This is a genomic window from Kitasatospora sp. NPDC056184 (assembly GCF_042268405.1).
Classification (GTDB): Bacteria; Actinomycetota; Actinomycetes; order Streptomycetales; family Streptomycetaceae; genus Kitasatospora.
On sequence record NZ_JBHJUI010000006.1, the window covers coordinates 280,889 to 301,409 of the forward strand.

Below are 20,521 nucleotides of genomic sequence, written 5' to 3' on the forward strand. Positions count from 1 at the left end.
CCGCCCTAACCGCGCTGGTCGCGGGCGGCGCCGCCCTCCGCCGCCCCCCCCCCCCCCCCCCCCCCCCCCCCCCCCCCGCCCGCGCCCCCCCCCCCCCGGGGGGGCCCCCCCCCGACGGCGTTCCTCCCCCCGGCGGCCGCGCGCGACGGGCGCGCACCGGCGCCCGGAGCGGCTCGAAAGGATCGCTACCACGCGGTACGGAGGCCGCCGCCCGGCCCGCCGCCGTAGGATCCAGCAGCTGCCGACGACAGAGACCAGGGAGGCTGCGATGCCCAGGCAGGCCCGGGCGCTGGCGACCCGCCAGACGGTGCTGCGTGCCGCGGCCGAGGTGTTCGACGAACGCGGCTACGCGGGCGCCACCATGGCCGAGATCCTGGAACGGGCCGGCGTCACCAAGGGCGCGCTCTACTTCCACTTCCCCTCCAAGGAGGAGCTGGCGCTCGCCGTGATCGAGGGCCAGGAGGCCTGGCTGGCCACCTGGCAGCCGGCCTCCGAGAGCCCGATGCAGACCGTCATCGACCTCGGCTACGCCTTCGCGCACGCGCTGCTGGACGACCCGCTGCTGCGCGGCGCGATCCGGCTGACCATCGAGCACGGCAGCTTCACCCAGCCGCAGGTCGGCGCCTACCAGGGCTGGACGGACGCGGCGCGCGAGCTGCTGGAGCACGCGCTGGAGGCCGGCGAGCTCCACCCGGGGGTGCGGCCGGCGGCCGCCGCCGGGGTGATCACCGGCGCGGTGACCGGAATCCAGCTCAGCTCGCAGGTGCTGACGGACCGCAAGGACCTGCTGCAGCGGATGGCCGACCTCTGGACCCTGCTGCTGCCCGGCCTGGTCGCCCCGCCCGCCCTCACCCGCCTGGACACCGTCGACCACCGGGCCGGCCGCCCGCTGCTCCAGCCCCCGCCGGGCCGGAACAGCTAGATCCGGTAGTCCGCCAGGCGGTCGGCCGGGACGAGGGACGGGAGGGCCGCCGACCAGAGGCCGCTGATCGCGGCGGGGGCGAGCCGGCCGGTGGACTCGGCGGCGAACAGGACCAGTCCGGCCGCCAGCGTGGTGAGCAGTCCGGCCGCCTGCTCCCGGTCGGTCCCGGGGCGCAGGTCCCCGGTCGCCGAGGCCCGGTCGAGGAGGGTGCGGAAGACGGCGGTCAGGCTCCGCCAGGCGTCCGCCGAGGGCTCCGGCGGCGAGCCGGCCGGGGCCACCACCGTGCCCGCGGCGCAGCCCGCGGGCCGGCCGCCGAGGCCGAGCAGCACGCCGGCCCGGACCACCACGTCCTCGCGCAGCAGCCGGGCCAGTTCATGGGTGAGGTCGACGAGCGCCTGGACGGCCGGCCCGCGGCCGCGCAGCGCGCGCAGCACGGCCAGGCCGACGGTGTCGGCGGCCTCGGTGCGGATCCCGTCGGCCAGCGCCTGCTTGGAGACGAAGTGGAAGTAGAGCGCGCCCTTGCTGACGCCCGCCCGTCGGCTGATGTCCACCAGGCTGGCCGACTCGAAACCCGCGTCGGCGAAGGTGTCCGCCGCGGCGAGCAGCACGGCCTGCCTGGTTCGCCCCGCCCGTTCCTGCTTAGCCACTCGGCCCCTCCGGCCCCGGCCGCGACGGGCTGCGGCCCGCCCGGTTGCTGTCACGGCGCCGCCGTCGCTGCCGCGGCGCCCCGTCTGCGGACCGTCGGCGGCGCTCCGCGCCCGCCCGAAACCGCATGGTTGGTATCTAATCTAGCCCCTGCCCGGCCCCCGCCGTCCAGAGGGCAAAGGCCCCCGCCCAAGGGCCGGAGCGGACCGGCCGGACGTTGCCGCAGGCCGGCGCCCGGGTACGGTGGGCACAGCGGGTGTGCCCAGGTGGCGACCCCGCAGGGGGAGCAGAAACCGGGTGGCCTGTATGTTTTGCCAGGGCCGCCCGCACGGCCGGCCGACCGACACCCGGGAGTGGGGCCCGTCATGCCAGTGTTCACCGCGATGGACGGCGACACCCCGTATCCCCACCCCGGCCCCGTCCAACCGGGCTCCGGCCACTACGCCTTCCACGAGCGGACCGTCTCGCGCCACCTGGTGCGCCGCTCCTCGGTCGCCGAGGTGCTCATCACCGGCTGGCAGGCCACCGGCCCGTACGACTTCCTGCTCGGCGCCCAGTGGCCGCGACTGCACGGCTTCTACCGGCTGCCCGGCGACCGGCACCACGACCCGGTCCTGATGGCCGAGACGATCCGGCAGGCCGCCCTGCTGGTGGGTCACGCCGGCTTCGGCGTCCCGCACGACCACCACGCGGTGCTCGACGAGCTCGGCTACACCCTCGGCCCGGCCGGGCTGGACGGTCTCGCGGTCACCGCCGCCCCCACCGAGCTGATGCTCCGGATCACCTGCCACGACGTCCGGATGCGGCACGGCCGGCTGGCCGCGCTGCGGGTGCACGCCGAGGTCGAGCGCGACGGCCGCCCGGTCGGCCGCGGCTTCGGCGGGCTGCGCATCCTCTCCCCCGCCGCGTACGACCGGCTGCGCGGCCCCGGCCGGGCCGCCGCCCCGCTCCGGTGCCCGGACCAGGCCACCGCCCCGGAACTGGTGGGCCGCCAGCAGGCCGCCGACGTCGTGCTCGGCCCCGCGCTGCTGCCCGGCAGCTGGCTGCTGCACGCGGACGCCGGCCACCCGGTGCTGTTCGACCCGATGGACCCGGCGCCCGGCCACCTGCCCGGGATGCTCGTCCTGGAGGCCGCCCGGCAGGCCGCCCAGCGGCTGCACCACCCGGACCGGGTGGTGCCGCTGGAGCTGGTCACGTCCTTCCACGACCCGATCGCACCGGACCGCCCCTGTGTGGTGCGGGCGGTCCGGGAGGCCGGGCAGGAGACCGGCGGCGGCAACGGGCGACGGCCCCCGCTGCGGGTCCTGCTGGTGCAGGAGGGCCGCACGGTGGCCGAGGCCCGGCTGCTCACCGGACCGGCCGACGGCGGCCCGGCCGCGACCGCGCCGGCCCCGGCCCGCCGCGGTCTGCCGCTCGCCAGCTGAGCGGGCCTCCCGGCGGCCCCGGGCGCGTCAGGCGGCCACCAGCGCGGACGGCCGCCCGGCGTGCATCACGGAGAGGTTCTCCGCCAGCCGCCCCGGGTCCTGGGCGAGCCACAGCCGCAGCGCGGCACCCAGCATCGCGCTGGCCGAGCCGATCCGCACCTGCGTCACCTGGGCGATCCGGGCCGCGCCCGGCACCAGCAGATCGGCCAGCGGCGTCGGCAGCCAGACGGTCAGCGCGCACGGCGCGGGGGCCGCGAGGGCGCCCAGCAGCCGGTAGGCGTCGGCCGGCGAGCTGAGCGTGGGAATGACGTCCAGCAGCCCGTCGGCCACCACCTCGGACACGTCGCTGCGGTGTCCCTGGGCGAGCCGGCGGAGCAGCAGGTGCTCGGCGGCGGTGATTCGGACGGTCAGCATGACCTCGTCGCACTCCATTGCGCGATTTCCTCCTCAGTTCCTCCCCGTGCCGGACCGGGCGGCCGGCACGAACTACCCCTGTCGCACCTCGGCCCGGCTTCCCCCTGGGGAGTGCCGGGCCGGTGGGTGGTTTCCGGTCCCGGTCAAATCCCCGCGTAGGAGTGCTTGCCGGTGACGAAGATGTTCACGCCGTAGTAGTTGAACAGCCAGCACGCGAAGGCGCCGAGGGCCAGGTACGCGGCCTTGCGGCCCTTCCAGCCGGCGGTGGCGCGGGCGTGCAGGTAGCACGCGTAGGCGACCCAGGTGATGAACGACCAGGTCTCCTTCGGGTCCCACTCCCAGTACTTGCCCCAGGCGGCCTCGGCCCAGATCGCGCCCGCGATGATGGTGAACGTCCACAGCGGGAAGACCAGGGCGTTGATCCGGTAGGACAGCTTGTCCAGGGTCGAGGCGGCGGGCAGCCGGCGCCAGATCGACGGCGAGGTGCCGAGCGGGCCCTTGGCCAGGCCGGCCGCCATCCGCCGGTCGAAGGATTCCTTGCCCAGGTACAGCAGGGCCGTGATGAACCCCGCGTAGAAGGCGCCGCCGCAGATGATCGCGGTGGAGACGTGGATCGCCAGCCAGTACGAGTGCAGCGCGGGGACGAGCTGCTCGGACTCGGTGTAGAGCACCTCGGTGGCGATGCCGAGGGTCAGCAGCACCGCGAGGGCGACCGGCAGGCCGAGCCAGCGGACCGACTTCTTCGCGGCCAGCAGGCCGAGGAAGGCGACCGTCATGGCGAGCGCGAAGGCGCAGGAGAACTCGTACATGTTGCCCCACGGCCAGCGGGAGACCGACAGGCCGCGGGTGAGCACGCCGCCCGCGTGCAGCAGGGCGCCGAGCACGGTGAGCGAGACCGCGATCCGCCCGGACAGGTCGGCCCGCTCGCTGGTGCCGGCGGCGCCGGGGCCGTCGACGTCATCGTCGCCGCGCCCGCTGGTCACCACCGTGGCGCCCTCGCCGGCCAGTGCGGTGCGGGTGAGCGTGGTGGTGCCGCCGCGTTCCGAGGCGACGGTGACGGTGACCTTCTTGGCGCCCTTGGCCTTGGCCTCGGCGACGCTCCCGGCCAGGCCCGCCTGCTCGATGGAGCGGACGGCGACGGCGCCCTTGGCACCGAAGGTCCACTCGAACATGTAGGCGAACATGGCGATCAGGTAGACGGCCATCGCCGAATAGATCAGCTTGTTGGACAGGTCGGCCAGCTGCGGGTCGACCGACGAGGCGAGGTGCACCGTCTACTCCTTGGAGTTCGGGTCGGCGGGAACTGCGGATGTCGCGGGTGCCGGGGCCTCGTCGGCCCCGGTGGTGCCGCCCTCATCGGGCTCGTCGTCGGACTCGGCGTCGGGCTCGGCGTCGGGCTTCTCGTCGGACGCGTCGTCCGGCTCGTCGTCGAGCGCCGGCGCGTCGTCCTGGAGGTCCACCGCGAGCGCGGCCAGCTCCTCGGCGATCCTCGCCGACTCGCTGCGGCCCAGCCCGGCCAGCTCGACCAGCGTCCCGCCGTCCGGCAGGGCCACCGCCCGCACCCAGATCCGGCGCCGCTGGATGAACAGCGAGCCGATCAGGCCGAGGATCGCCGCCACCGCGCCGACCAGGGCGACGCCGTTGCCCGGGCGGTGCGAGACGTTGAAGCTCGCCCACTGCTTGTAGCCCTCGAAGGTGACCGAGCCGTAGCCGTCCGGCAGGGTCCAGCCCTGGCCGGGCTTCAACCGGGCCTTGGCCGGCTGGCCGTCCTGCTGGAGCTGGGTCAGGTTCTTGGTGTTGAGCTGGTAGATGTTCTGCGGCAGACCGGAGTCGGTGCCCAGGTCGCCCGCGTAGACGTTGAGCACCAGCGCCGGGTCCGCGTCACCGGGGAACAGCGAGCGCGGGCCGGTGTTCCGGTCGAAGGCCACCGGGGCGGTCGGCAGGAAGAAGCCGGAGAGGCCCAGCTGGGTCTTCTTGCCGTCCTTCTCGCCGTAGTCGGAGACCTTGATGACACCGGTGGAGGTCAGGTTGCCGTCCTGCGGCAGGAACGGGGTGGCGCCGGTGTAGACGACCTCGCCCGCCGCGTTCCTGACCGTGATCACCGGGGCGTAGCCGTGGCCGATCAGGTAGAACTTGCTGTCGCCGATCTCCAGCGGGTGGTTGACCTCGATCTTGCCCTGCTCCAGCTTCGACGGGTCGCTGCCGTCGTAGTACTCGACGTGCGCGGTGAACTGCCGGGCGCTGCCGAGCTGGTCGCCGTTGGTCTGGAACTTCGAGGTGAAGTCGTTGAGCTTCACGTAGAAGGGGTCGAGGTCGTCGGAGCCGTAGAACCGGGTGCCGGTGAAGTCGTCCAGCTGCGTGATGGTGTTGGCGTAGCCGTCGCCCTCGACCAGCAGCTTGCCGCCGGTGCCGCTGGCCAGGCTCGCCCAGGCGAAGCCGCCGAGCAGCGCGAACAGCGACAGGTGGAAGACCAGGTTGCCGACCTCGCGCAGGTAGCCCTTCTCGGCCGCCACCGCGCCGCCGTCCAGGTGCGCCCGGAACCGCCGCCGGCGCAGCAGCCGGTGGGCGGCGGTGCTGACGGCCGCGGCGTCCGCGTCCGTCCGCCAGGCCGCGTACACCGGCATCCGGGTCAGGTTGCGCGGCGCCGCCGGCGGCCGGGAGCGCAGCACGCCGACGAACTGCCAGGTGCGCGGGACGATGCAGCCGGCCAGCGAGACGAACAGCAGGATGTAGATCGCCGAGAACCAGACCGAGCTGTAGACGTCGAACAGCTGGAGCTTCTCGTAGATCGGCGCGACCGTGGTGTGCTGCGCCTTCCAGGCCTGGACCTTGAACTGGTTCTGGCCGTTCTGCGGGATCAGCGAGCCGGGGATGGCGGCCAGCGAGAGCAGGAACAGCAGGATCAGCGCGACCCGCATCGAGGTCAGCTGGCGCCACATCCAGCGCAGCCAGCCGAGCACGCCGATGCCGGTGGGACCGTCGGAGTCGGCCGGGGCGGTGGTGAGCCGCTCGGCCGCGTCCTCGGTCGCACCCTGCGCCGCGGCCGCGCGCTGTTCGCGGTCGGTCGTGGTCTTGGTCACGGGTCAGATTCCGATCTGGAAGTCGGCGAACTGGTTCTGCAGGTCACTCACCATGGAGTCCCAGACCCCGGTGACCAGCAGCAGACCGACCACGACGAGCATGCCGCCGCCGATCCGCATGACGAGCGGATAGTGCCGCTTGACCCAGCCGAAGGCGCCCAGCGCCCGCCGGAAGGCCACCGCGGCCACGACGAACGGTACGCCGAGGCCCATGCAGTAGAAGAACATCAGCAGCGCACCGCGCTGGGCGTCGGCCTGGTTGAGCGCGAGGTTGGTGACGGTGGCCAGGGTCGGCCCCATGCACGGCGTCCAGCCCACCCCGAAGACCACGCCGAGCAGCGGCGCGCCGAGCAGGCCGATCACCGGGCGGCGGTGGGTGCGCACCTCGCGCATGCTCAGGCCGGGCACCACGCCCATGAAGGCCAGGCCCATCACGATCGTGAGCGCCCCGAGCACCTTGCTGATGACCGCCTGGTGCTCCTTGAGCGTGTCGCCGAACTGGCCGAACAGCGCGCCGCTGGAGACGAACACGGCGGTGAAGCCGAGGATGAACAGCGCCGCACCGGCCAGCATCCGGCCGCGCCGGGCACCGCGCGCGTCCGCGAGGTCGGCGGCGGAGAAGCCGGTCACGTAGGAGAGGTAGCCGGGGACGAGCGGCAGCACGCAGGGCGAGAAGAACGACACCAGGCCCGCCGCCAGCGCGATCGGCGCCGCGATCAGCAGCGCCCCGCTCTGGATGGTCCCGGTGTTGTCGGCGAGCAGCAGCGCCGCACTCACTTCTGCTGCTCCGCCACGATCGGCTGGAGCATCGACTCCAGGACGTCGTCGGTCTGGCCGCCGACGGCCCGGGCGGCCAGCTTGCCGTCCCGGTCGATCACCAGGGTGGTCGGGATGGACTGCGAGTTGAGGCTGCCCTTGGGGAACTTGAGCAGCTCGGCGCCGGCCGGGTCGTAGATGCTGGGGAAGGTGACGCCCTTCTCCTGCTCGAAGCGGACGGCGTTCTTGATCTCGGTGTCCCGGGTGTTGATCCCGAGGAACTGCACGCCCTGGTCCTTGTACTTCTCCCAGACCCGTTGGAGGTCGTCGGCCTCCGAGCGGCAGGGGCCGCACCAGGAGCCCCAGACGTTCATCACGACGACCTTGCCCCGGTAGTCGGAGAGCTTGGTCGCGGTGCCCTCCAGGGTGGTGCCGCCGATGTCCGGCGCGTCCTGGCGGTGGCCGGCCGCGGCGGTCGAGACGTTGCTGCCCTTGGCGGTGACGAAACCGATCTGGCCGTCGCCACCGGCCGAGGAGCCGGAGGAGCTGCAACCGGTGAGGACCAGCGCGGCAGCGGCGGCGGTGACCGCGGCGGCGGCGACACGGGGACGGGGGCGCGTCATGCCAGACATGTGAAAAGTTTCGCATGGAGTCGCGGGCCGGCCCCGGGGGGCCCGGCGTTGTCTGCCGGACCCCCTCTGACCTGCGGCGGGACCATCGACCCTGGTGTCGCGGGGGTGTGACCCAGGTCTTACTCACACGGCTCTTACGCCGGATCGGGAACCATGAACACCGTTCCGCGCGTCCGGGCCTCCTCGGCGTACCCGGAATCACCCGTTCCCGCGGCCGGGTCCCGGGCGTCTCAGGCGCCGAAGCTCTTGCCCACCGGCTTGCTCTTGCCGCCCTTGCCGACCAGGTGCGCCGGCAGCAGGTCGCGGGCCGGCTCGCGGTAGCCGACCGAGACGATCCGGTCCCCCTCGTAGGTGAAGCTGGTCAGCGAGGCCAGCGAGCACTGCCGGTTGCGCGGGTCGTGCCAGAGCCGGCGGCGCTCCACGAAGGAGCGGACGATCCAGATCGGCAGCTGGTGGCTGACGCAGACCGCCTCGTGCCCGCGCGCGGCGTCCCGGGCGGCGGCCAGCGCGCCCATCATCCGCACCGCCTGCTCCAGGTACGGCTCGCCCCAGGAGGGCTTGAACGGGTTGGTCAGGTACTTCCAGTAGGACGGGTTGCGCAGCGAGCCGTCGCCCACTCCGAAGGTCTTGCCCTCGAAGATGTTCTCCGCCTCGATCAGCCGCCCGTCCACCGCGACGTCCAGGCCGTGCGACGCGGCGATCGGCGCGGCGGTCTCCTGGGCGCGCTCCAGCGGGGACGCCACCACATGGGTGACGTCCCGCCCGGCGAGGTCCTCGGCGACCCGCTCGGCCATCTCGCGGCCCAGCTCGGACAGCCGGTAGCCCGGCAGGCGCCCGTACAGGACCCCCTCCGGGTTGTGCACCTCGCCGTGCCGCATCAGGTGGACGACGGTGATGTCCTTGCTGCTCACTTCTCAGTACTCCTGGGGCTCGTAAGGGCGGCGGGGCCTAGGCGGTGGCTTCGGCGGCGGCCCGGGCGGCGGCGGGCAGTGCGGCGGCGATCCGCTCCAGCGCCCGCTCGTCGTGCGCGGCGGAGACGAACCAGGACTCGAAGGCGGACGGCGGCAGGTAGACGCCCTCGGCGAGCATCGCGTGGAAGAACGCGGTGAAGCGGAACGCCTCCTGGGTCTTCGCCTCGGCGTAGTTCGTCACGGCGTCCTCGGTGAAGAACACCGAGAACATGTTGCCCGCGGTCTGCAGCCGGTGCGCCACGCCCTCCTTGGCGAGCGCCGCGGAGACCAGGCCGGAGACCTCGGCGGCGACCCTGTCTACGGTCGCGTAGACCTCGTCGGTGCAGCCCCGCAGCTGGGTCAGGCCGGCCGCGGTGGCGATCGGGTTCCCGGAGAGGGTGCCGGCCTGGTAGACCGGGCCGGCCGGGGCGAGGTGGGCCATCACGTCGGCGCGGCCGCCGAAGGCCGCGGCCGGGAAGCCGCCGCCCATGACCTTGCCGAAGGTCAGCAGGTCGGGCGCCCAGCCCTCGTTCGCCGCCTCCAGGCCGTACCAGCCGGCCTTGGAGACGCGGAAGCCGGTCATCACCTCGTCGGAGACGAACAGCGCGCCGTTCTCCCGGCAGAGCCGGGCCAGGCCGCCGTTGAAGCCGGGCAGCGGCGGGACGACGCCCATGTTGCCGGGCGAGGCCTCGGTGATCACGCAGGCGATCTCGCCGGGGTGGGCCCGGAAGGCCTCCTCGACGGCGGCGAGGTCGTTGTAGGGCAGCACGATGGTGTCGCCGGCCTGGGCGCCGGTGACGCCCGGGGTGTCCGGTAGCCCGAACGTGGCGACGCCGGAACCGGCGGCGGCCAGCAGCGCGTCCACATGGCCGTGGTAGCAGCCGGCGAACTTCACGACCTTCGCGCGGCCGGTGAACCCGCGGGCCAGCCGGATCGCCGACATGGTGGCCTCGGTGCCCGAGGAGACCAGGCGGACCTGCTCGACCGGGGAGACCCGGGCGACGATCTCCTCGGCCAGCTCGACCTCGCCCTCGCCGGGCGTGCCGAAGGAGGTGCCGCGGGCCACCGCCCGCTGCACGGCGTCGAGGACGGCCGGGTGCGCGTGGCCGAGGATCATCGGGCCCCACGAGCAGACCAGGTCGACGTACTCGCGGCCGTCGGCGTCGGTCAGATAGGGGCCGGTGCCGGACACCATGAAGCGCGGCGTACCGCCGACGGCGCGGAAGGCGCGCACCGGCGAGTTGACGCCGCCGGGGGTCACGACCGACGCGCGATCGAAGAGCGACTGGGACTTGGGTGCTTCGTAGGGGTAGCTCACGGGAGACATGGTCTCAAATCGTGTCCTTCACCTCTGCATGTCGGACCTCATCATCTGGAACGATGATCCGGGCGCCCGAGTCTGTACGGTTATCCGTACAACGGGGCCCCTGGCTGCGCCGGCTACCCGGACCAGTCAGACTATGTACCCGGAGTGTCTCCGGAGTTCCTCCGGCCGCGAGGACGGACAGGCGCTCCGGGTCGATGCAGGGGTGTGGAGAGGACTGCCGCGTACCGCGACTGGGTACGGCGGCGCATGACGGGTAAGGAGCACGTCCGGTCGGGACACCGGACGTGCGGGGGTCTGTCGATTCCGGCGAATTCCGGTGAGGATGGTCCGAGTGTCCGAGGCGCAGGACGGCCACGACGAGGCCGCGGGTGGCCCCCGCCGGCCCGCCGGGGCCGCACGCGGGGGTAAGGGAGCGGGAACGGGGCGTAGCGGTCGCGGCCGCGAGAGGCGGGGTGAGGGACGCGTGGGGGTGACGTACAAGTACTTCGGCGCACCCGACCGGGCGACCGCGGCCCGGGTCCCGACCGCCCTCGGTCCGGGCGGCCTCGGGCTGGACGCGGGCGAGCTCGGCTCGCTCGGCCGGCTCGGCGACCTGATGGAGACCAGTGGCTCCCCCAACGGCCACCTCTCCACCAAGATCAAGCCGGAGACCATGAGCGCGATGGTCCTCACCGGCATCCAGGGCGTGCCGCTGCACCAGGTGCCGCCGCTGGAACTGGTCGTGCTGCACCCGGACTACGCCGTCGTCCAACTGCCGCAGAACGTCGTCGAACCGCTCCGCAAGGCGGACGAGACCGAACTCGGCGCCGCCGCCTTCATCTGGTCCACCGTCCCCGACCGCCGGGGCCCGCGCGACGCCTTCGTGATCTACAGCATGCTGCACGAGTGGCAGGACTTCGCCAACCGCCTGCACGAGGCCGGCCACCAGCTGTACTGCCTGGTCTGGCCCTGAGCTGACGCACAGACGGCGAGCGGGGTCCCGGCGAGCAGCCGGGGCCCCGCTCGCCGTTGTGCGTCGGCGGGCTGTCGCGGGATCAGCCGCCGGAGCCGTAGGTGGTGTTGGCGCAGATGTCGTCGTCCGCCGAGCGGGCCTCCTCGGTGACCGAGGTGGGCAGCGGGGCGGGCGCGGCGGGGGCCGCCGAGGCGCCCGGGGCGGTCGCGGCGCCGCCGCCGGCGTCGGCGTAGTCCTTGCCGAGGACGACGTTGAGGCCGGCCGCCGAGATCGGGGTGAGGGTGGCGCCGGGGAACAGCTCGGCGACCTTCTCGGCGTTGGCCTTCTGCCCGGCGCCGTACTCGATCGTGGTGGTGAGCTTGTTGGTGGTCTTCGCCTGGGTCACCAGGCCCACGGTGAACTGCGCCGCCTTCAGGGCCTCGCCCGCCTTGGCGCCCAGGCCGTTGACGGTCGTTCCGTTGTAGACCTTGACCGGGACCGCCGGGGCGGTGCGCGCGGGGGGCGCGGTGGTGGTCGGCGGGGCCTCCGGCGTGGCCGGGGGCTCCGGGGTGGCGGGCGCGTCGGGCTGCTGGCCGGTGGCGTCCTTGCCGTCCAGGGTGCGGTCGGCGCGGATCGCCTCCCACAGCCTGTCCACGTCCGGCTTCACCAGGTCGAGGTTGGCCTCGTTGTAACGCCACGGCGGCGTCACGAACTTGAGGTCGTGCAGGTCGATGTTCTTCAGCGACAGGGCGAAGGACATCAGCTTGTCGACCGTGCCGAGCCCCTCGTCGACGCGCAGCGACTTGGTGGCGGCGTCGGCCAGCGGCAGCAGGGTGGTGGGCTCCAGGCCCTTCTTCTTCACCGTGCTGATCATCGAACTCATGAAGGCCTGCTGACGCTTCATCCGGCCGATGTCGGAGCCGTCGCCGATGCCGTGCCGCAGCCGGACGTAGTCGAGCGCCGGCTGGCCCTCCACCTTCTGCGGGCCCTTCTTGAGGACGAGGGCGCCCTTCGTGGGCAGCTTCTCGTTGAGGTCCTTCGCGTAGATGTCCTTGGGCAGGCAGACCTCGACGCCGCCGACGGCCTTGGTCATCGCCGCGAAGCCCTGGAAGTCGACCACGATGGTGTGGTCGACGCGGACCCCGGTGAGCTTCTCCACGGTGTTCTGGGTGCAGGCGGGGTTGCCGTCCGCCGTGCCGCCCACCGTGAAGGCGGCGTTGAACAGGACATCCTTGCCCTTTTGTTCCTTGGTCCACTTCCCGTTCGGGAGCTTGCACGGCGGGATGGTGACCAGGGTGTTGCGCGGGATCGAGACGCCGATGGCGTTCTTGTGGTCGGCGTAGACGTGCAACAGGATCGTGGTGTCCGAGCGGGCGCCCTCGGAGTCGCCGCCGCCCAGGTCCGAGTTGTCCCCGCCGCGGCTGTCCGAGCCGATCAGCAGGATGTTCACCGGCTTGTTGCCGTTCGCGTCGGCGGTGGCCTCCGGCGGGCGTTCCTTGCTCAGCGCGTCCGAGTCGATGGTCTTGATGTTGCCGCTGAGCTTGAAGTAGATCGCGCCGCCGGTCCCGGCTATGAGCACCAGGGCGCCGACCGCCGTCCAGCCGACGATCTTCTTGACGTTGCGGGCCGGCTTCTTGCCGCGCCCGCCCGCCCGGCGGTGGCCCTGGTTGTTCGACCCGCCGTCACCGCCCTGCCCACCGCGGCCCTTGGACTGCGCCGCCCGCCGTGCCTCGGCCCGGCCGCCCGGCCGGGGCGCCGGGACGGCAGCGGTGGATCCGGAGCCCGACGCACCGCTGCGGGCGCCGGTGGAACCCGCCGAGGCGGTGGAGCCCTCCGGACGCGGCCGGGCCACGTTGGGCTGACTCCTGTCTCGGCGACCCGACATCCCCGCACCTCTCACGGCTGTGCCATCGAACGATCAGCGGCCAGGACGTCCCCCCTGGCGCCAGGTGGAGCATACAAGCCGACCGGAAACCGACTACCGCCGCGCCCGGACCTCGGCTCCGGGGCCCCGCGGCGTCTGCTAACCCCGGGGTCGGCGGGCGCGGCGCACGGTCCGCTCGCACCCGACCGGATCGGCCAACGCCCCGCCCCCGCCGACCAGACGGCTCAGCGCCGCGACCAACACCGCCCGCTCGTCCCGCGGCAGCGATTCCAGCACCTCCCGGTGCACCCGGTCGGCGATCGCCGTGCCCCGCTCGACGGCCCGCTCGCCCGCCTCGGTGACCCGCACGATCCGGGCCCGGCGGTCGGCCGCGGCCGGGCGGCGCTCGGCCAGCCCGGCCTTCTCCAACGCGTCGACGGTCACCACCATGGTGGTCTTGTCGAGGTCGGCCAGCTCGGCCAGCTGGATCTGGGTCCGCTCGGCGGCCAGCGCGTGGAACAGCACGCCGTAGGCGCGCGGGGTGATGCCGAGCTCGGTGAACGCCGCCGCCATCCGGGTCGCCAGGACATGGCTGGCGTGGTCCAGCAGACCGGAGAGGTCGCGGATCTGGCGCACGGGCGCCGTGCGGCTGGTCGTCATGCGTCGAGGTTACGCGGCCGTACGGAGCCGGTGGTTAGGGGATGCCGAGCTCGAACAGGGCGTAGCCCGCGTACCATCCGGCCGCCACCGCCGGCATCGCGACCAGACCGCCCAGCGTCGACGGCCGCAGCCGCCGCAGTGCCACCGCCAGGCCGATGACCAGCGGGAAGGCCGGCAGCAGGTAGCGCGAGATGTTGCCGTAGATCTGGTTGCTGCTCAGCGCCATGACGACGGTCAGCAGCGTGTAGAGCACCAGGACCAGCGGCGGGCGCAGCCGCAGCAGCAGCACCAGCAGCCCGGGCAGGGCGATCAGCAGGGCCACCGCGATGAGGTCCGGCGCCGGGTTGGACTGCCAGAACGTCCAGTGCCCGGTGACCGTGTCCAGGGTGCTGCGGGCGGTGGACGCGCCCCAGTCGAAGTAGCGGTTCCAGGCGCCGCGCTGGAGCTTGAAGTACCCGCCCCAGTCGCCCATCCGGTAGCCGACCCAGGCGACGTACCCGAGCAGGCCCCACGGGGTGATCAGCATCGCGGTCAGCGGGCGGGCCACCCCGTCGGTGCGCCGCACCAGCGCCACCAGCGCGGAGAGCGAGACGGCGGCGATCAGCGCGGCCGCGGTCGGCCGGTTGAGGCCGGCCACCAGGGCCAGCACCCCGGCGGTGAGCCAGTGGCGGGTCATCACGCAGTAGCAGGCCCAGGCCGAGAGGGCGACGAACAGCGAGTCCGAGTAGACCGCCCACTCCACGCCCGAGCCCGGGAACAGGCCCCAGAGCGCCGCCGCGATCACACCGGCCCGGAAGCCGCCGAGCCGCTCGGCGACCGCGAAGATCCCGGCCGCGGCGACGAAGGAGGCGAGCACCGAGACGACGATGCCCGAGCCGTACGGGCCGAGCCCGGTGACCGCCCCGACCAGCCGCATCAGCCACGGGTAGAGCGGGAAGAACGCGGCCGAGTTCTCGTAGTAGGTGGCCAGCGGGTAGCCGTGCAGCGGGATCAGCTGCGGGTCGTAGCCGTTCTCGGCGATCCGCTGGTACCAGATGCCGTCCCAGGTGCCGAGCACGTCCCAGGGCCGGGCTCCGCCGCCGCGCCCGGGGTCCTTCTTCAGGAAGTCCTCGGTGTGCGAGAGCAGGAGCAGGAAGACCGTCAGGCCGGTCGCCTTGACCACCGCGTACGCGCCGAGCGCGGGCGCGAAGCGGTCCACCGCGGCGCCGAACCGGCCCGGGGTCCGTCCGGCCTCCGCGCCCGTGTCCTGTGCCTCCGGGCTGTCCTGCACCGGGCTGTCCTGCGCCTCCGGGGTGTCCGGCAGCGGTGTGGCGGGCGACGGGGGCACGCCCGCGCCACCGCCCGACGACTCGGTGCTCGATGCCGCGCTCATCAGCTCTGGTACTCCCCGCCCCACTCGTGACCGGTGCGCCGACCGACAGCGCGACGCCGGGCGAGCCTACGACACCGCCGCCGCCGGGGGGACGGGCAGCCCGACCGGCGGACGGAGGGCGGGTCGGGGACGGACCGACCGTGCAGGTGAACGGTGCCGGGCCCGGTGAGCCGCCGGAGCCGGCCCGCCGCGTGGTCCGCCGGACGTTCCCTCCTCGGCCGCGCGGCCCCGGGAACGCCGAGAGCCGCCGCCCCGCACCCCAGGAGGGAAGCGCGGGAGCGACGGCTCGCACCGGCCGGACCTGCGGCTGATCAGCCGTTGTTGACGCAGGTGTTGCCGAACGCCGGGTTCAGGATGCCGACGATGTCGATGGTGTTGCCGCACAGGTTGACCGGGATGTGCAGCGGGACCTGGATCTGGTTGCCGGAGATGACACCGGGGGAGTTCGCGGCGACGCCCTCCGCGCCGGAGCTGGCCAGCGCGGAACCGGCACCGGCGGCGACGATGCCGACCACAGCGGCGCCGACGGCGGCCGTCTTCTTGATGCTCATGGGAGCCTCCTGACTGATTCGACAGAGATGCACGGGGAGTGCGACATCTCCAACGAGACCCGCTCGGGCCGGTTGCGAGGGCACCCCGGTTGTCACCCATCCGGCGGAACGGGGCTCCGTCCCCGGGCAATCGGGTGACACCCGCATCCAGCCGTTTCCCCCCGCGCACTGCCTCGTTCTCCAAGCGGAACACGCTCCACCCGCCCCGCTACGACGAGGAGATCCGCCGCCGGTCCAAACCCGTCCGGAATTCTCCCGGTCGCGCGTCGATTCGAATACTTCCCGTGCCGTGCGGGAATTGTTCGCGACGCACGGTGCCGCGGCGGCCGCTCATCGCCCGAGCCATGGGCGACACGCGCCATCTGGGCCGCCCGAGTGACAATCACGGCATTCCCAGAAGCCAACGGGCCAGGATTTCCCCGCGCCCGGCTCCCGACTATTTCCACAGACGGTCGGGCAGAATACGGAGGAAGAACACATGCGTAACCTCAAGAAGGCCGCCGCCCTGTCTCTCGCCACCGCCGGCCTGGCGGTCGGTGCGGCCGGCGGCGCGTTCGCCAGCTCCGGCGCCGAGGGCGTCGCCGCCAACTCCCCGGGCGTGCTCTCCGGCAACCAGATCCAGATCCCGGTGCACGTCCCGATCAACCTGTGCGGCAACACCATCGACATCATCGCCCTGCTGAACCCGGCGTTCGGCAACACCTGCGTCAACGCCGGCTGAACCCGCGGGCCGCCGAACCGGCGGCCCGCGGTTCCCCGCACCCGTGCCGCACCCCGCCACCGAGCGGGGTGCGACCCGCTCAACCCGTGTGTGATCGAGGAGATCAACCCCCATGCAGAACGTGAAGAAGGCCGCCGTCCTCTCCGCCGCCGCCGCCGGCCTGGTGCTGGGTGCGGCGGGCGGTGCTGTCGCCAGCTCCGGCGCGGAGGGCGTCGCCGCGAACTCCCCCGGTGTCGTCTCCGGCAACCAGCTCCAGGTACCGGTGCACGTCCCGATCAACCTGTGCGGCAACTCCATCAACATCATCGGCGTGCTGAACCCGGCGTTCGGCAACACCTGCATCAACGCGGACGCCCCGCAGCACCAGGAGCACGAGCACCAGGAGCACGAGCACGAGCACCACGAGGACGACTGCTGATCCCGATCGGCACGCGTTCCGCCCGCACTGCCTCCCGGCCCGCCGGCCGGGGGGCGGTTCGGCGTACCCGGGCACGGTCCGGTCGCCCGGGGACCCCCTCCCCCGAAGGTGAAGACGCATGGTGATGAAGAAGAGCGGGGCCGGCCTCGCCGCCGCCCTGGGCGCCGCGGTGCTGCTCGGCGGCGCGGGCGCGGGCGCGGCGCACGCGGCCCCGGCCGGTGGCGGCGCCGCCCTGGCCAAGACCGACCTCGCCCAGGCGCTCGGCGGCACCACGACCGGCATCGGCTACGGCATCGCGCCGCTCAAGGACCTGCGGCTGGACCCGTGGGCCAACTCCTCGGCCGACGTGCTGAACAACGGTGCGACCGTCCAGCCGGACGGCGGCCTGGCGCCGGTCGGCACCGGGACGCTGACCGGCCCGCTCAGCGCCGGCGGCGGTCCGCGCGACCTGCCGCTGGTCGGCGGGCTGCTCGGGGTCCTGCCCGGCTGAGCCGCCGCACCCGCGAGAGCCCGGCACCCCGTCGTGAGGGGGTGCCGGGCTCTCGTGTGCGGGGCGGCATAGGGCGCGTCTGACCATTCGCGTCGGATCAGCGTGCGGCGTGCGCCCGGCGGGAATTGTCAGACACGGCCTAGAGCTGGGCGAGGCCGGCCAGGCCGGTCTCCCCGACGACGCCGGTGGTGGTGGCGGTCGCGGTGGCGGCCAGCGTCCCCACCGAGTCGGTCACCGAGATCCGCTCGTCCTCGTTGCCCAGGGTGGCCTTGGCGCCGGGCACGGCCTGGATGGCGCCGGTGACCAGCCGCGGGTCGATCTCGCCCACCTTGAGCCGGCCGTCGGCCAGCTGGCCGGTGCCGTCCTCGACGAGCGAGAGCGGCTTGCCGAGGCCGATCCCGGGGGTGTCCGCGCGCAGCGGCGCGGCCGGGGCGTCCAGCAGCAGCTCGCCGAGGTCGGCGCCCTGGTCGAGCAGCGGCAGCGGCAGCTCGGCCTTGGCGGTCGGGCCGACCTTGCCGATGCCGAGCCCCGGCACGATGCGCTCCGGGATCAGCGCGTCCCCGGTGGTGTGGGCGGGCTCCGCCGGCATCAGCAGCGAGGTCGGGATGCCGGCCGAGATCCGGCTGTCCAGCGGCGCCAGCGGGATGTCCACCGGAACCTGCTGGGTGGCCAGCTGGTCCTCCAGTGCCCCGACCTGCTCGGGGCTGACCGGGGCGGCGGAGGCCGCTCCCTGGGAGGCGAGCACGCCCGCACCGACCGCCAGCAGCATCGCGCCGGCCCGCTTGGAGAACCTCATGCTTTTCACCGTTCTGCCTGTCCGTACTGGAGATCCAATGGGGAGGCGGCTGCGCGGGCGCAGCCGAAAGCAATGGGCTCAACGAGCGACCGGTGCCGGCGAATGCGACGGTTAACCGGTTCGGGTTAATAATCCGACCGGCCCGGCCCGGTCGTCGCGCCTCCCGGACTCTTTTCCAAAACCCCCGTAACCTTCCGAGCCGTGATTCTTTGATCTGGACGTCAGTGACCGCAGACCGGGTCTGAGCGTTGAACGCGTTGTACGCACGGAAACCGCACGGAAACCGAGCTTTTCAGAGAGGGATCTCCTCATGATCCAGAAGTCCTTCGCCGCCGCCGGCCTGGCCGCCGCGGCGCTGGCCGGCGCCGCGGCACCGGCCTCGGCCATCGGCGACGCGGACGGCGCCGCCGGCTCGTTCCAGGGCAACGGCGGCACCAACTTCACCGGCACCGTCGGCGACCACAGCCCGAACTTCCACTTCCTGGACAACGCGAACGTCTGCCTGCCGGAGATCCACAACATCGCCGTCGGCGTCCTCGGCATCGCCGTCCCGGTCGAGGTCCCGATCGCCAACAGCGGTGGCAAGCAGTTCTGCACCCAGGGTCAGGGCACCCAGAGCCACGGCGACGCGGGTGTCTCGCACCTGATCGGCTGACCCGCCCGTCCCAGCAGCGTCACCCTTCCGAACCGACCACCTTCGAATCGCTCCCCGATTCAGCCCCCCGAGAGGAACACCGAAATGATCAAGAAGTCCCTTGCCGCCGCCGGCCTGGCCGCCGCCGCCATCGCCATGTCCGCCGGTTCCGCCGGCGCCATCGCCGACTCGGACGGCGCCGCCGTCTCGGCCCAGGGCAACGGCGGCACCAACCACACCGGCACCTACGGCGACCACAGCCCGAACAACCACGTGCTGGACAACCCGAACATCTGCCTGCCCGAGATCCACAACGTGGCGGTCGGCGTCCTCGGCCTGGCCGTGCCGATCGAGGTGCCGGTCCTCAACAGCACCCCGAAGCAGATCTGCAACGTCGGCCAGAACACCCAGTCCTCGGGCGACGCGGGTGTCTCGCACCTGATCGGCTGATCCAGGCGCACGGCGCGACGGAGGGCCCGGGGACGTCTGGTCCCCGGGCCCTCCCGGCGTCCGGGCGCACCCCCCACAGGCAGGGCGTCCGCACCGGACGCTCCGGAAGAAAGGGCAGATCCATGAAGAGCACGCTGGGCAAGATCACCCTGACCGCCATCGGCGCGCTGGCGCTGGCCGGCCTCGCCGTCCCGGCGGCGTCCGCGCACGTCGGCGTGGCCGGCGGCGGCGGGTTCGTCGCCTCCGCCGACCCGGTGTTCGCGGCCGGCGGGGGCGGGGGCATCGCCCACACCTCGCACATCAAGGCCGGCGAGTTCGGCTGGGGCGCCGCGACCTCCACCGAGCTCGCCGGTGGTGGCGGCGGCTTCGCCCACATCGGCGACTGATCGCGACGCATGACGAAGGCCGGGCCCCCTCCCGTCGGGGGGACCCGGCCTTCGGCGTGCGCGGCTGCTGCGGCGGCGTCCGCTACTTGAGCATCGCGGCGGCCTCGACGGCCCAGTAGGTGAGGATCTGCTCGGCACCGGCCCGGCGGATCGAGGTGAGGGTCTCCAGGATGGTGCGCTCGCGCTCGATCCAGCCGTTGGCCGCGGCGGCCTCCACCATCGCGTACTCACCGGAGATCTGGTACGCGGACACCGGCACCGGGGAGGCGTCGGCGACCTGGCGCAGCACGTCCAGGTAGAGCATGGCGGGCTTGACCATCACCAGGTCTGCGCCCTCGGCGAGGTCCAGCTCCAGCTCGCGCAGCGCCTCCCGGGCGTTGGCCGGGTCCTGCTGGTAGCTCTTGCGGTCGCCCTTGAGCGAGGAGTTGACGGCCTCGCGGAACGGCCCGTACAGGGCGGAGGCGTACTTGGCGGTGTAGGCGAGCACGGCCACGCCCTGGTGCCCCGCCTCGTCCAGCGCCCGGCGGATCACGCCGATCTGGCCGTCCATCATGCCCGACGGGCCGACCATGTGGACGCCGGCCTCGGCCTGCACCACGGCCATCTCGGCGTAGCGCGCCAGGGTGGCGTCGTTGTCCACGGCGCCGTCCTCGGCCAGCACGCCGCAGTGGCCGTGGTCGGTGAACTCGTCCAGGCAGAGGTCCGACATGACCACCAGCTGGTCGCCGACCTCCGCGACCACGTCGCGGATCGCCTGCTGGAGGATGCCGTCCGGGTTGGTCCCCTCGGAGCCGACGGCGTCCTTCACCTCGGGCAGGCCGAACAGCATGATGCCGCCGACCCCCGCCTCGGCGGCCTCCACCGCGGCCTTCCGCAGGGTGTCCCGGGTGTGCTGGACGACGCCGGGCATCGAGGAGATCGGCTTCGGCTCGGTGATGTCCTCGCGGACGAACGCGGGCAGGATCAGCTCCGCCGGGTGCAGCCGGGTCTCGGCGACCAGGCGGCGGACCGCCGGGGTCGAGCGCAGGCGGCGCGGGCGGACGTACGGGAATTCGGCGGACACGGCTTCTCTCTCCGAACGATGGTGCGGTACCGGGG

Annotated in this window: 23 protein-coding genes; 9 read left to right on the forward strand and 14 right to left on the reverse strand. The window is 73.2% G+C overall.

From position 1 onward, the window contains the following. Nucleotides 1-268 precede the first annotated feature (268 nt). Nucleotides 269-922, forward strand: a complete 654-nt coding sequence (locus ACFC0B_RS15320; RefSeq protein WP_376086283.1) for a ScbR family autoregulator-binding transcription factor — start codon at nt 269-271, stop codon at nt 920-922. Here the strand turns inward: ACFC0B_RS15320 and ACFC0B_RS15325 are convergent. Next, complete coding sequence (locus ACFC0B_RS15325) at nt 919-1,569, reverse strand: ScbR family autoregulator-binding transcription factor (protein ID WP_376086284.1); 651 nt, start codon at nt 1,567-1,569, stop codon at nt 919-921. The two genes, ACFC0B_RS15320 and ACFC0B_RS15325, sit on opposite strands and share 4 nt — an antisense overlap. Nucleotides 1,570-1,932: 363 nt before the next feature. Here ACFC0B_RS15325 and ACFC0B_RS15330 point away from each other — a divergent pair, with 363 nt between their 5' ends. Next, complete coding sequence (locus ACFC0B_RS15330) at nt 1,933-2,991, forward strand: ScbA/BarX family gamma-butyrolactone biosynthesis protein (protein ID WP_376086285.1); 1,059 nt, start codon at nt 1,933-1,935, stop codon at nt 2,989-2,991. A gap of 27 nt (nt 2,992-3,018) precedes the next feature. Here the strand turns inward: ACFC0B_RS15330 and ACFC0B_RS15335 are convergent, their stop codons facing one another. From ACFC0B_RS15335 to hemL, 7 genes are all read right to left on the reverse strand, one after another. Then, complete coding sequence (locus tag ACFC0B_RS15335; protein ID WP_376086286.1) at nt 3,019-3,423, reverse strand: hypothetical protein; 405 nt, start codon at nt 3,421-3,423, stop codon at nt 3,019-3,021. A 125-nt stretch (nt 3,424-3,548) separates the two neighbouring features. After that, on the reverse strand, nt 3,549-4,676 hold the full coding sequence (gene ccsB / locus ACFC0B_RS15340) for a c-type cytochrome biogenesis protein CcsB (RefSeq protein WP_376086287.1): 1,128 nt from the start codon (nt 4,674-4,676) through the stop codon (nt 3,549-3,551). A 3-nt stretch (nt 4,677-4,679) separates the two neighbouring features. Beyond that, nucleotides 4,680-6,485: a cytochrome c biogenesis protein ResB gene (locus ACFC0B_RS15345; protein ID WP_376086288.1), complete on the reverse strand. Its 1,806-nt coding sequence runs from the start codon at nt 6,483-6,485 to the stop codon at nt 4,680-4,682. Nucleotides 6,486-6,488: 3 nt separating this feature from the next. Next, nucleotides 6,489-7,262 carry a cytochrome c biogenesis CcdA family protein gene (locus tag ACFC0B_RS15350; protein ID WP_376086289.1) on the reverse strand — a complete coding sequence of 258 codons (774 nt, stop codon included), beginning with the start codon at nt 7,260-7,262 and terminating at the stop codon, nt 6,489-6,491. Beyond that, nucleotides 7,259-7,864 carry a TlpA family protein disulfide reductase gene (locus tag ACFC0B_RS15355; RefSeq protein ID WP_376086290.1) on the reverse strand — a complete coding sequence of 202 codons (606 nt, stop codon included), beginning with the start codon at nt 7,862-7,864 and terminating at the stop codon, nt 7,259-7,261. The genes ACFC0B_RS15350 and ACFC0B_RS15355 overlap by 4 nt, the downstream gene beginning before the upstream one ends. Before the next feature lie 239 nt (nt 7,865-8,103). Then, a complete protein-coding gene (locus tag ACFC0B_RS15360) occupies nt 8,104-8,751 on the reverse strand; it encodes a histidine phosphatase family protein (protein WP_376086389.1) in 648 nt (215 codons plus the stop codon). A 70-nt stretch (nt 8,752-8,821) separates the two neighbouring features. After that, nucleotides 8,822-10,150 carry a glutamate-1-semialdehyde 2,1-aminomutase gene (hemL, locus tag ACFC0B_RS15365; protein ID WP_376086291.1) on the reverse strand — a complete coding sequence of 443 codons (1,329 nt, stop codon included), beginning with the start codon at nt 10,148-10,150 and terminating at the stop codon, nt 8,822-8,824. 322 nt (nt 10,151-10,472) lie between these two features. Between hemL and ACFC0B_RS15370 the strand changes: the two genes are divergently transcribed. Beyond that, nucleotides 10,473-11,102, forward strand: a complete 630-nt coding sequence (locus ACFC0B_RS15370) for a hypothetical protein (RefSeq protein ID WP_376086292.1) — start codon at nt 10,473-10,475, stop codon at nt 11,100-11,102. Between the two features lie 82 nt (nt 11,103-11,184). Here the strand turns inward: ACFC0B_RS15370 and ACFC0B_RS15375 are convergent, their stop codons facing one another. The 4 genes from ACFC0B_RS15375 to ACFC0B_RS15390 form a co-directional block, all read right to left on the reverse strand. Continuing rightward, on the reverse strand, nt 11,185-12,933 hold the full coding sequence (locus ACFC0B_RS15375; RefSeq protein WP_376086293.1) for an LCP family protein: 1,749 nt from the start codon (nt 12,931-12,933) through the stop codon (nt 11,185-11,187). Between the two features lie 171 nt (nt 12,934-13,104). Beyond that, nucleotides 13,105-13,605 carry a MarR family winged helix-turn-helix transcriptional regulator gene (locus ACFC0B_RS15380; protein ID WP_376086294.1) on the reverse strand — a complete coding sequence of 167 codons (501 nt, stop codon included), beginning with the start codon at nt 13,603-13,605 and terminating at the stop codon, nt 13,105-13,107. A 34-nt stretch (nt 13,606-13,639) separates the two neighbouring features. After that, entirely contained in the window at nt 13,640-14,977 is a 1,338-nt protein-coding gene (locus tag ACFC0B_RS15385; RefSeq protein WP_376086295.1) for a hypothetical protein, read from the reverse strand. 311 nt (nt 14,978-15,288) lie between these two features. Next, complete coding sequence (locus ACFC0B_RS15390) at nt 15,289-15,528, reverse strand: chaplin (protein WP_376086296.1); 240 nt, start codon at nt 15,526-15,528, stop codon at nt 15,289-15,291. A gap of 478 nt (nt 15,529-16,006) precedes the next feature. On the opposite strand from ACFC0B_RS15390, the gene ACFC0B_RS15395 reads away from it, so the two are divergent. The 3 genes from ACFC0B_RS15395 (at nt 16,007) to ACFC0B_RS15405 (ending at nt 17,157) form a co-directional block, all read left to right on the forward strand. Next, nucleotides 16,007-16,249, forward strand: coding sequence for a chaplin (locus ACFC0B_RS15395; protein WP_376086297.1), 243 nt, complete (start codon nt 16,007-16,009; stop codon nt 16,247-16,249). A 112-nt stretch (nt 16,250-16,361) separates the two neighbouring features. After that, a complete protein-coding gene (locus ACFC0B_RS15400) occupies nt 16,362-16,667 on the forward strand; it encodes a chaplin (RefSeq protein ID WP_376086298.1) in 306 nt (101 codons plus the stop codon). A gap of 118 nt (nt 16,668-16,785) precedes the next feature. Further along, the gene (locus tag ACFC0B_RS15405; RefSeq protein ID WP_376086299.1) at nt 16,786-17,157 is read left to right on the forward strand and encodes a hypothetical protein; all 372 of its coding nucleotides are present in this window, start codon (nt 16,786-16,788) and stop codon (nt 17,155-17,157) included. Nucleotides 17,158-17,296: 139 nt separating this feature from the next. Here the strand turns inward: ACFC0B_RS15405 and ACFC0B_RS15410 are convergent, their stop codons facing one another. After that, a complete protein-coding gene (locus ACFC0B_RS15410; protein WP_376086300.1) occupies nt 17,297-17,953 on the reverse strand; it encodes a hypothetical protein in 657 nt (218 codons plus the stop codon). Between the two features lie 310 nt (nt 17,954-18,263). On the opposite strand from ACFC0B_RS15410, the gene ACFC0B_RS15415 reads away from it, so the two are divergent. The 3 genes from ACFC0B_RS15415 to ACFC0B_RS15425 all read left to right on the forward strand — a co-directional run bounded on the left by ACFC0B_RS15415 (nt 18,264) and on the right by ACFC0B_RS15425 (nt 19,423). After that, nucleotides 18,264-18,608: a rodlet layer protein gene (locus ACFC0B_RS15415; RefSeq protein ID WP_376086301.1), complete on the forward strand. Its 345-nt coding sequence runs from the start codon at nt 18,264-18,266 to the stop codon at nt 18,606-18,608. A gap of 84 nt (nt 18,609-18,692) precedes the next feature. Continuing rightward, a complete protein-coding gene (locus ACFC0B_RS15420; protein ID WP_376086302.1) occupies nt 18,693-19,037 on the forward strand; it encodes a rodlet layer protein in 345 nt (114 codons plus the stop codon). A gap of 122 nt (nt 19,038-19,159) precedes the next feature. Next, nucleotides 19,160-19,423, forward strand: a complete 264-nt coding sequence (locus ACFC0B_RS15425) for a hypothetical protein (RefSeq protein ID WP_376086303.1) — start codon at nt 19,160-19,162, stop codon at nt 19,421-19,423. An 82-nt stretch (nt 19,424-19,505) separates the two neighbouring features. Here the strand turns inward: ACFC0B_RS15425 and hemB are convergent, their stop codons facing one another. Then, nucleotides 19,506-20,486: a porphobilinogen synthase gene (gene hemB, locus ACFC0B_RS15430; RefSeq protein ID WP_376086304.1), complete on the reverse strand. Its 981-nt coding sequence runs from the start codon at nt 20,484-20,486 to the stop codon at nt 19,506-19,508. Nucleotides 20,487-20,521: the final 35 nt, after the last annotated feature.

Bases quoted from the DNA above. Each gene is read 5' to 3' on its own strand.
- ACFC0B_RS15390 (WP_376086296.1), bottom strand. From the start codon at position 15,528: ATGAGCATCAAGAAGACGGCCGCCGTCGGCGCCGCTGTGGTCGGCATC.
- ACFC0B_RS15380 (WP_376086294.1), bottom strand. From the start codon at position 13,605: ATGACGACCAGCCGCACGGCGCCCGTGCGCCAGATCCGCGACCTCTCC.
- ACFC0B_RS15370 (WP_376086292.1), top strand. From the start codon at position 10,473: ATGGTCCGAGTGTCCGAGGCGCAGGACGGCCACGACGAGGCCGCGGGT.
- ACFC0B_RS15395 (WP_376086297.1), top strand. From the start codon at position 16,007: ATGCGTAACCTCAAGAAGGCCGCCGCCCTGTCTCTCGCCACCGCCGGC.
- ACFC0B_RS15355 (WP_376086290.1), bottom strand. From the start codon at position 7,864: ATGACGCGCCCCCGTCCCCGTGTCGCCGCCGCCGCGGTCACCGCCGCC.
- ACFC0B_RS15360 (WP_376086389.1), bottom strand. From the start codon at position 8,751: ATGCGGCACGGCGAGGTGCACAACCCGGAGGGGGTCCTGTACGGGCGC.
- ACFC0B_RS15320 (WP_376086283.1), top strand. From the start codon at position 269: ATGCCCAGGCAGGCCCGGGCGCTGGCGACCCGCCAGACGGTGCTGCGT.
- ACFC0B_RS15410 (WP_376086300.1), bottom strand. From the start codon at position 17,953: ATGAGGTTCTCCAAGCGGGCCGGCGCGATGCTGCTGGCGGTCGGTGCG.
- ACFC0B_RS15415 (WP_376086301.1), top strand. From the start codon at position 18,264: ATGATCCAGAAGTCCTTCGCCGCCGCCGGCCTGGCCGCCGCGGCGCTG.
- ACFC0B_RS15425 (WP_376086303.1), top strand. From the start codon at position 19,160: ATGAAGAGCACGCTGGGCAAGATCACCCTGACCGCCATCGGCGCGCTG.
- hemL (WP_376086291.1), bottom strand. From the start codon at position 10,150: ATGTCTCCCGTGAGCTACCCCTACGAAGCACCCAAGTCCCAGTCGCTC.
- ACFC0B_RS15405 (WP_376086299.1), top strand. From the start codon at position 16,786: ATGGTGATGAAGAAGAGCGGGGCCGGCCTCGCCGCCGCCCTGGGCGCC.
- ACFC0B_RS15400 (WP_376086298.1), top strand. From the start codon at position 16,362: ATGCAGAACGTGAAGAAGGCCGCCGTCCTCTCCGCCGCCGCCGCCGGC.
- ACFC0B_RS15330 (WP_376086285.1), top strand. From the start codon at position 1,933: ATGCCAGTGTTCACCGCGATGGACGGCGACACCCCGTATCCCCACCCC.
- ACFC0B_RS15385 (WP_376086295.1), bottom strand. From the start codon at position 14,977: ATGAGCGCGGCATCGAGCACCGAGTCGTCGGGCGGTGGCGCGGGCGTG.
- ACFC0B_RS15335 (WP_376086286.1), bottom strand. From the start codon at position 3,423: ATGGAGTGCGACGAGGTCATGCTGACCGTCCGAATCACCGCCGCCGAG.
- ACFC0B_RS15420 (WP_376086302.1), top strand. From the start codon at position 18,693: ATGATCAAGAAGTCCCTTGCCGCCGCCGGCCTGGCCGCCGCCGCCATC.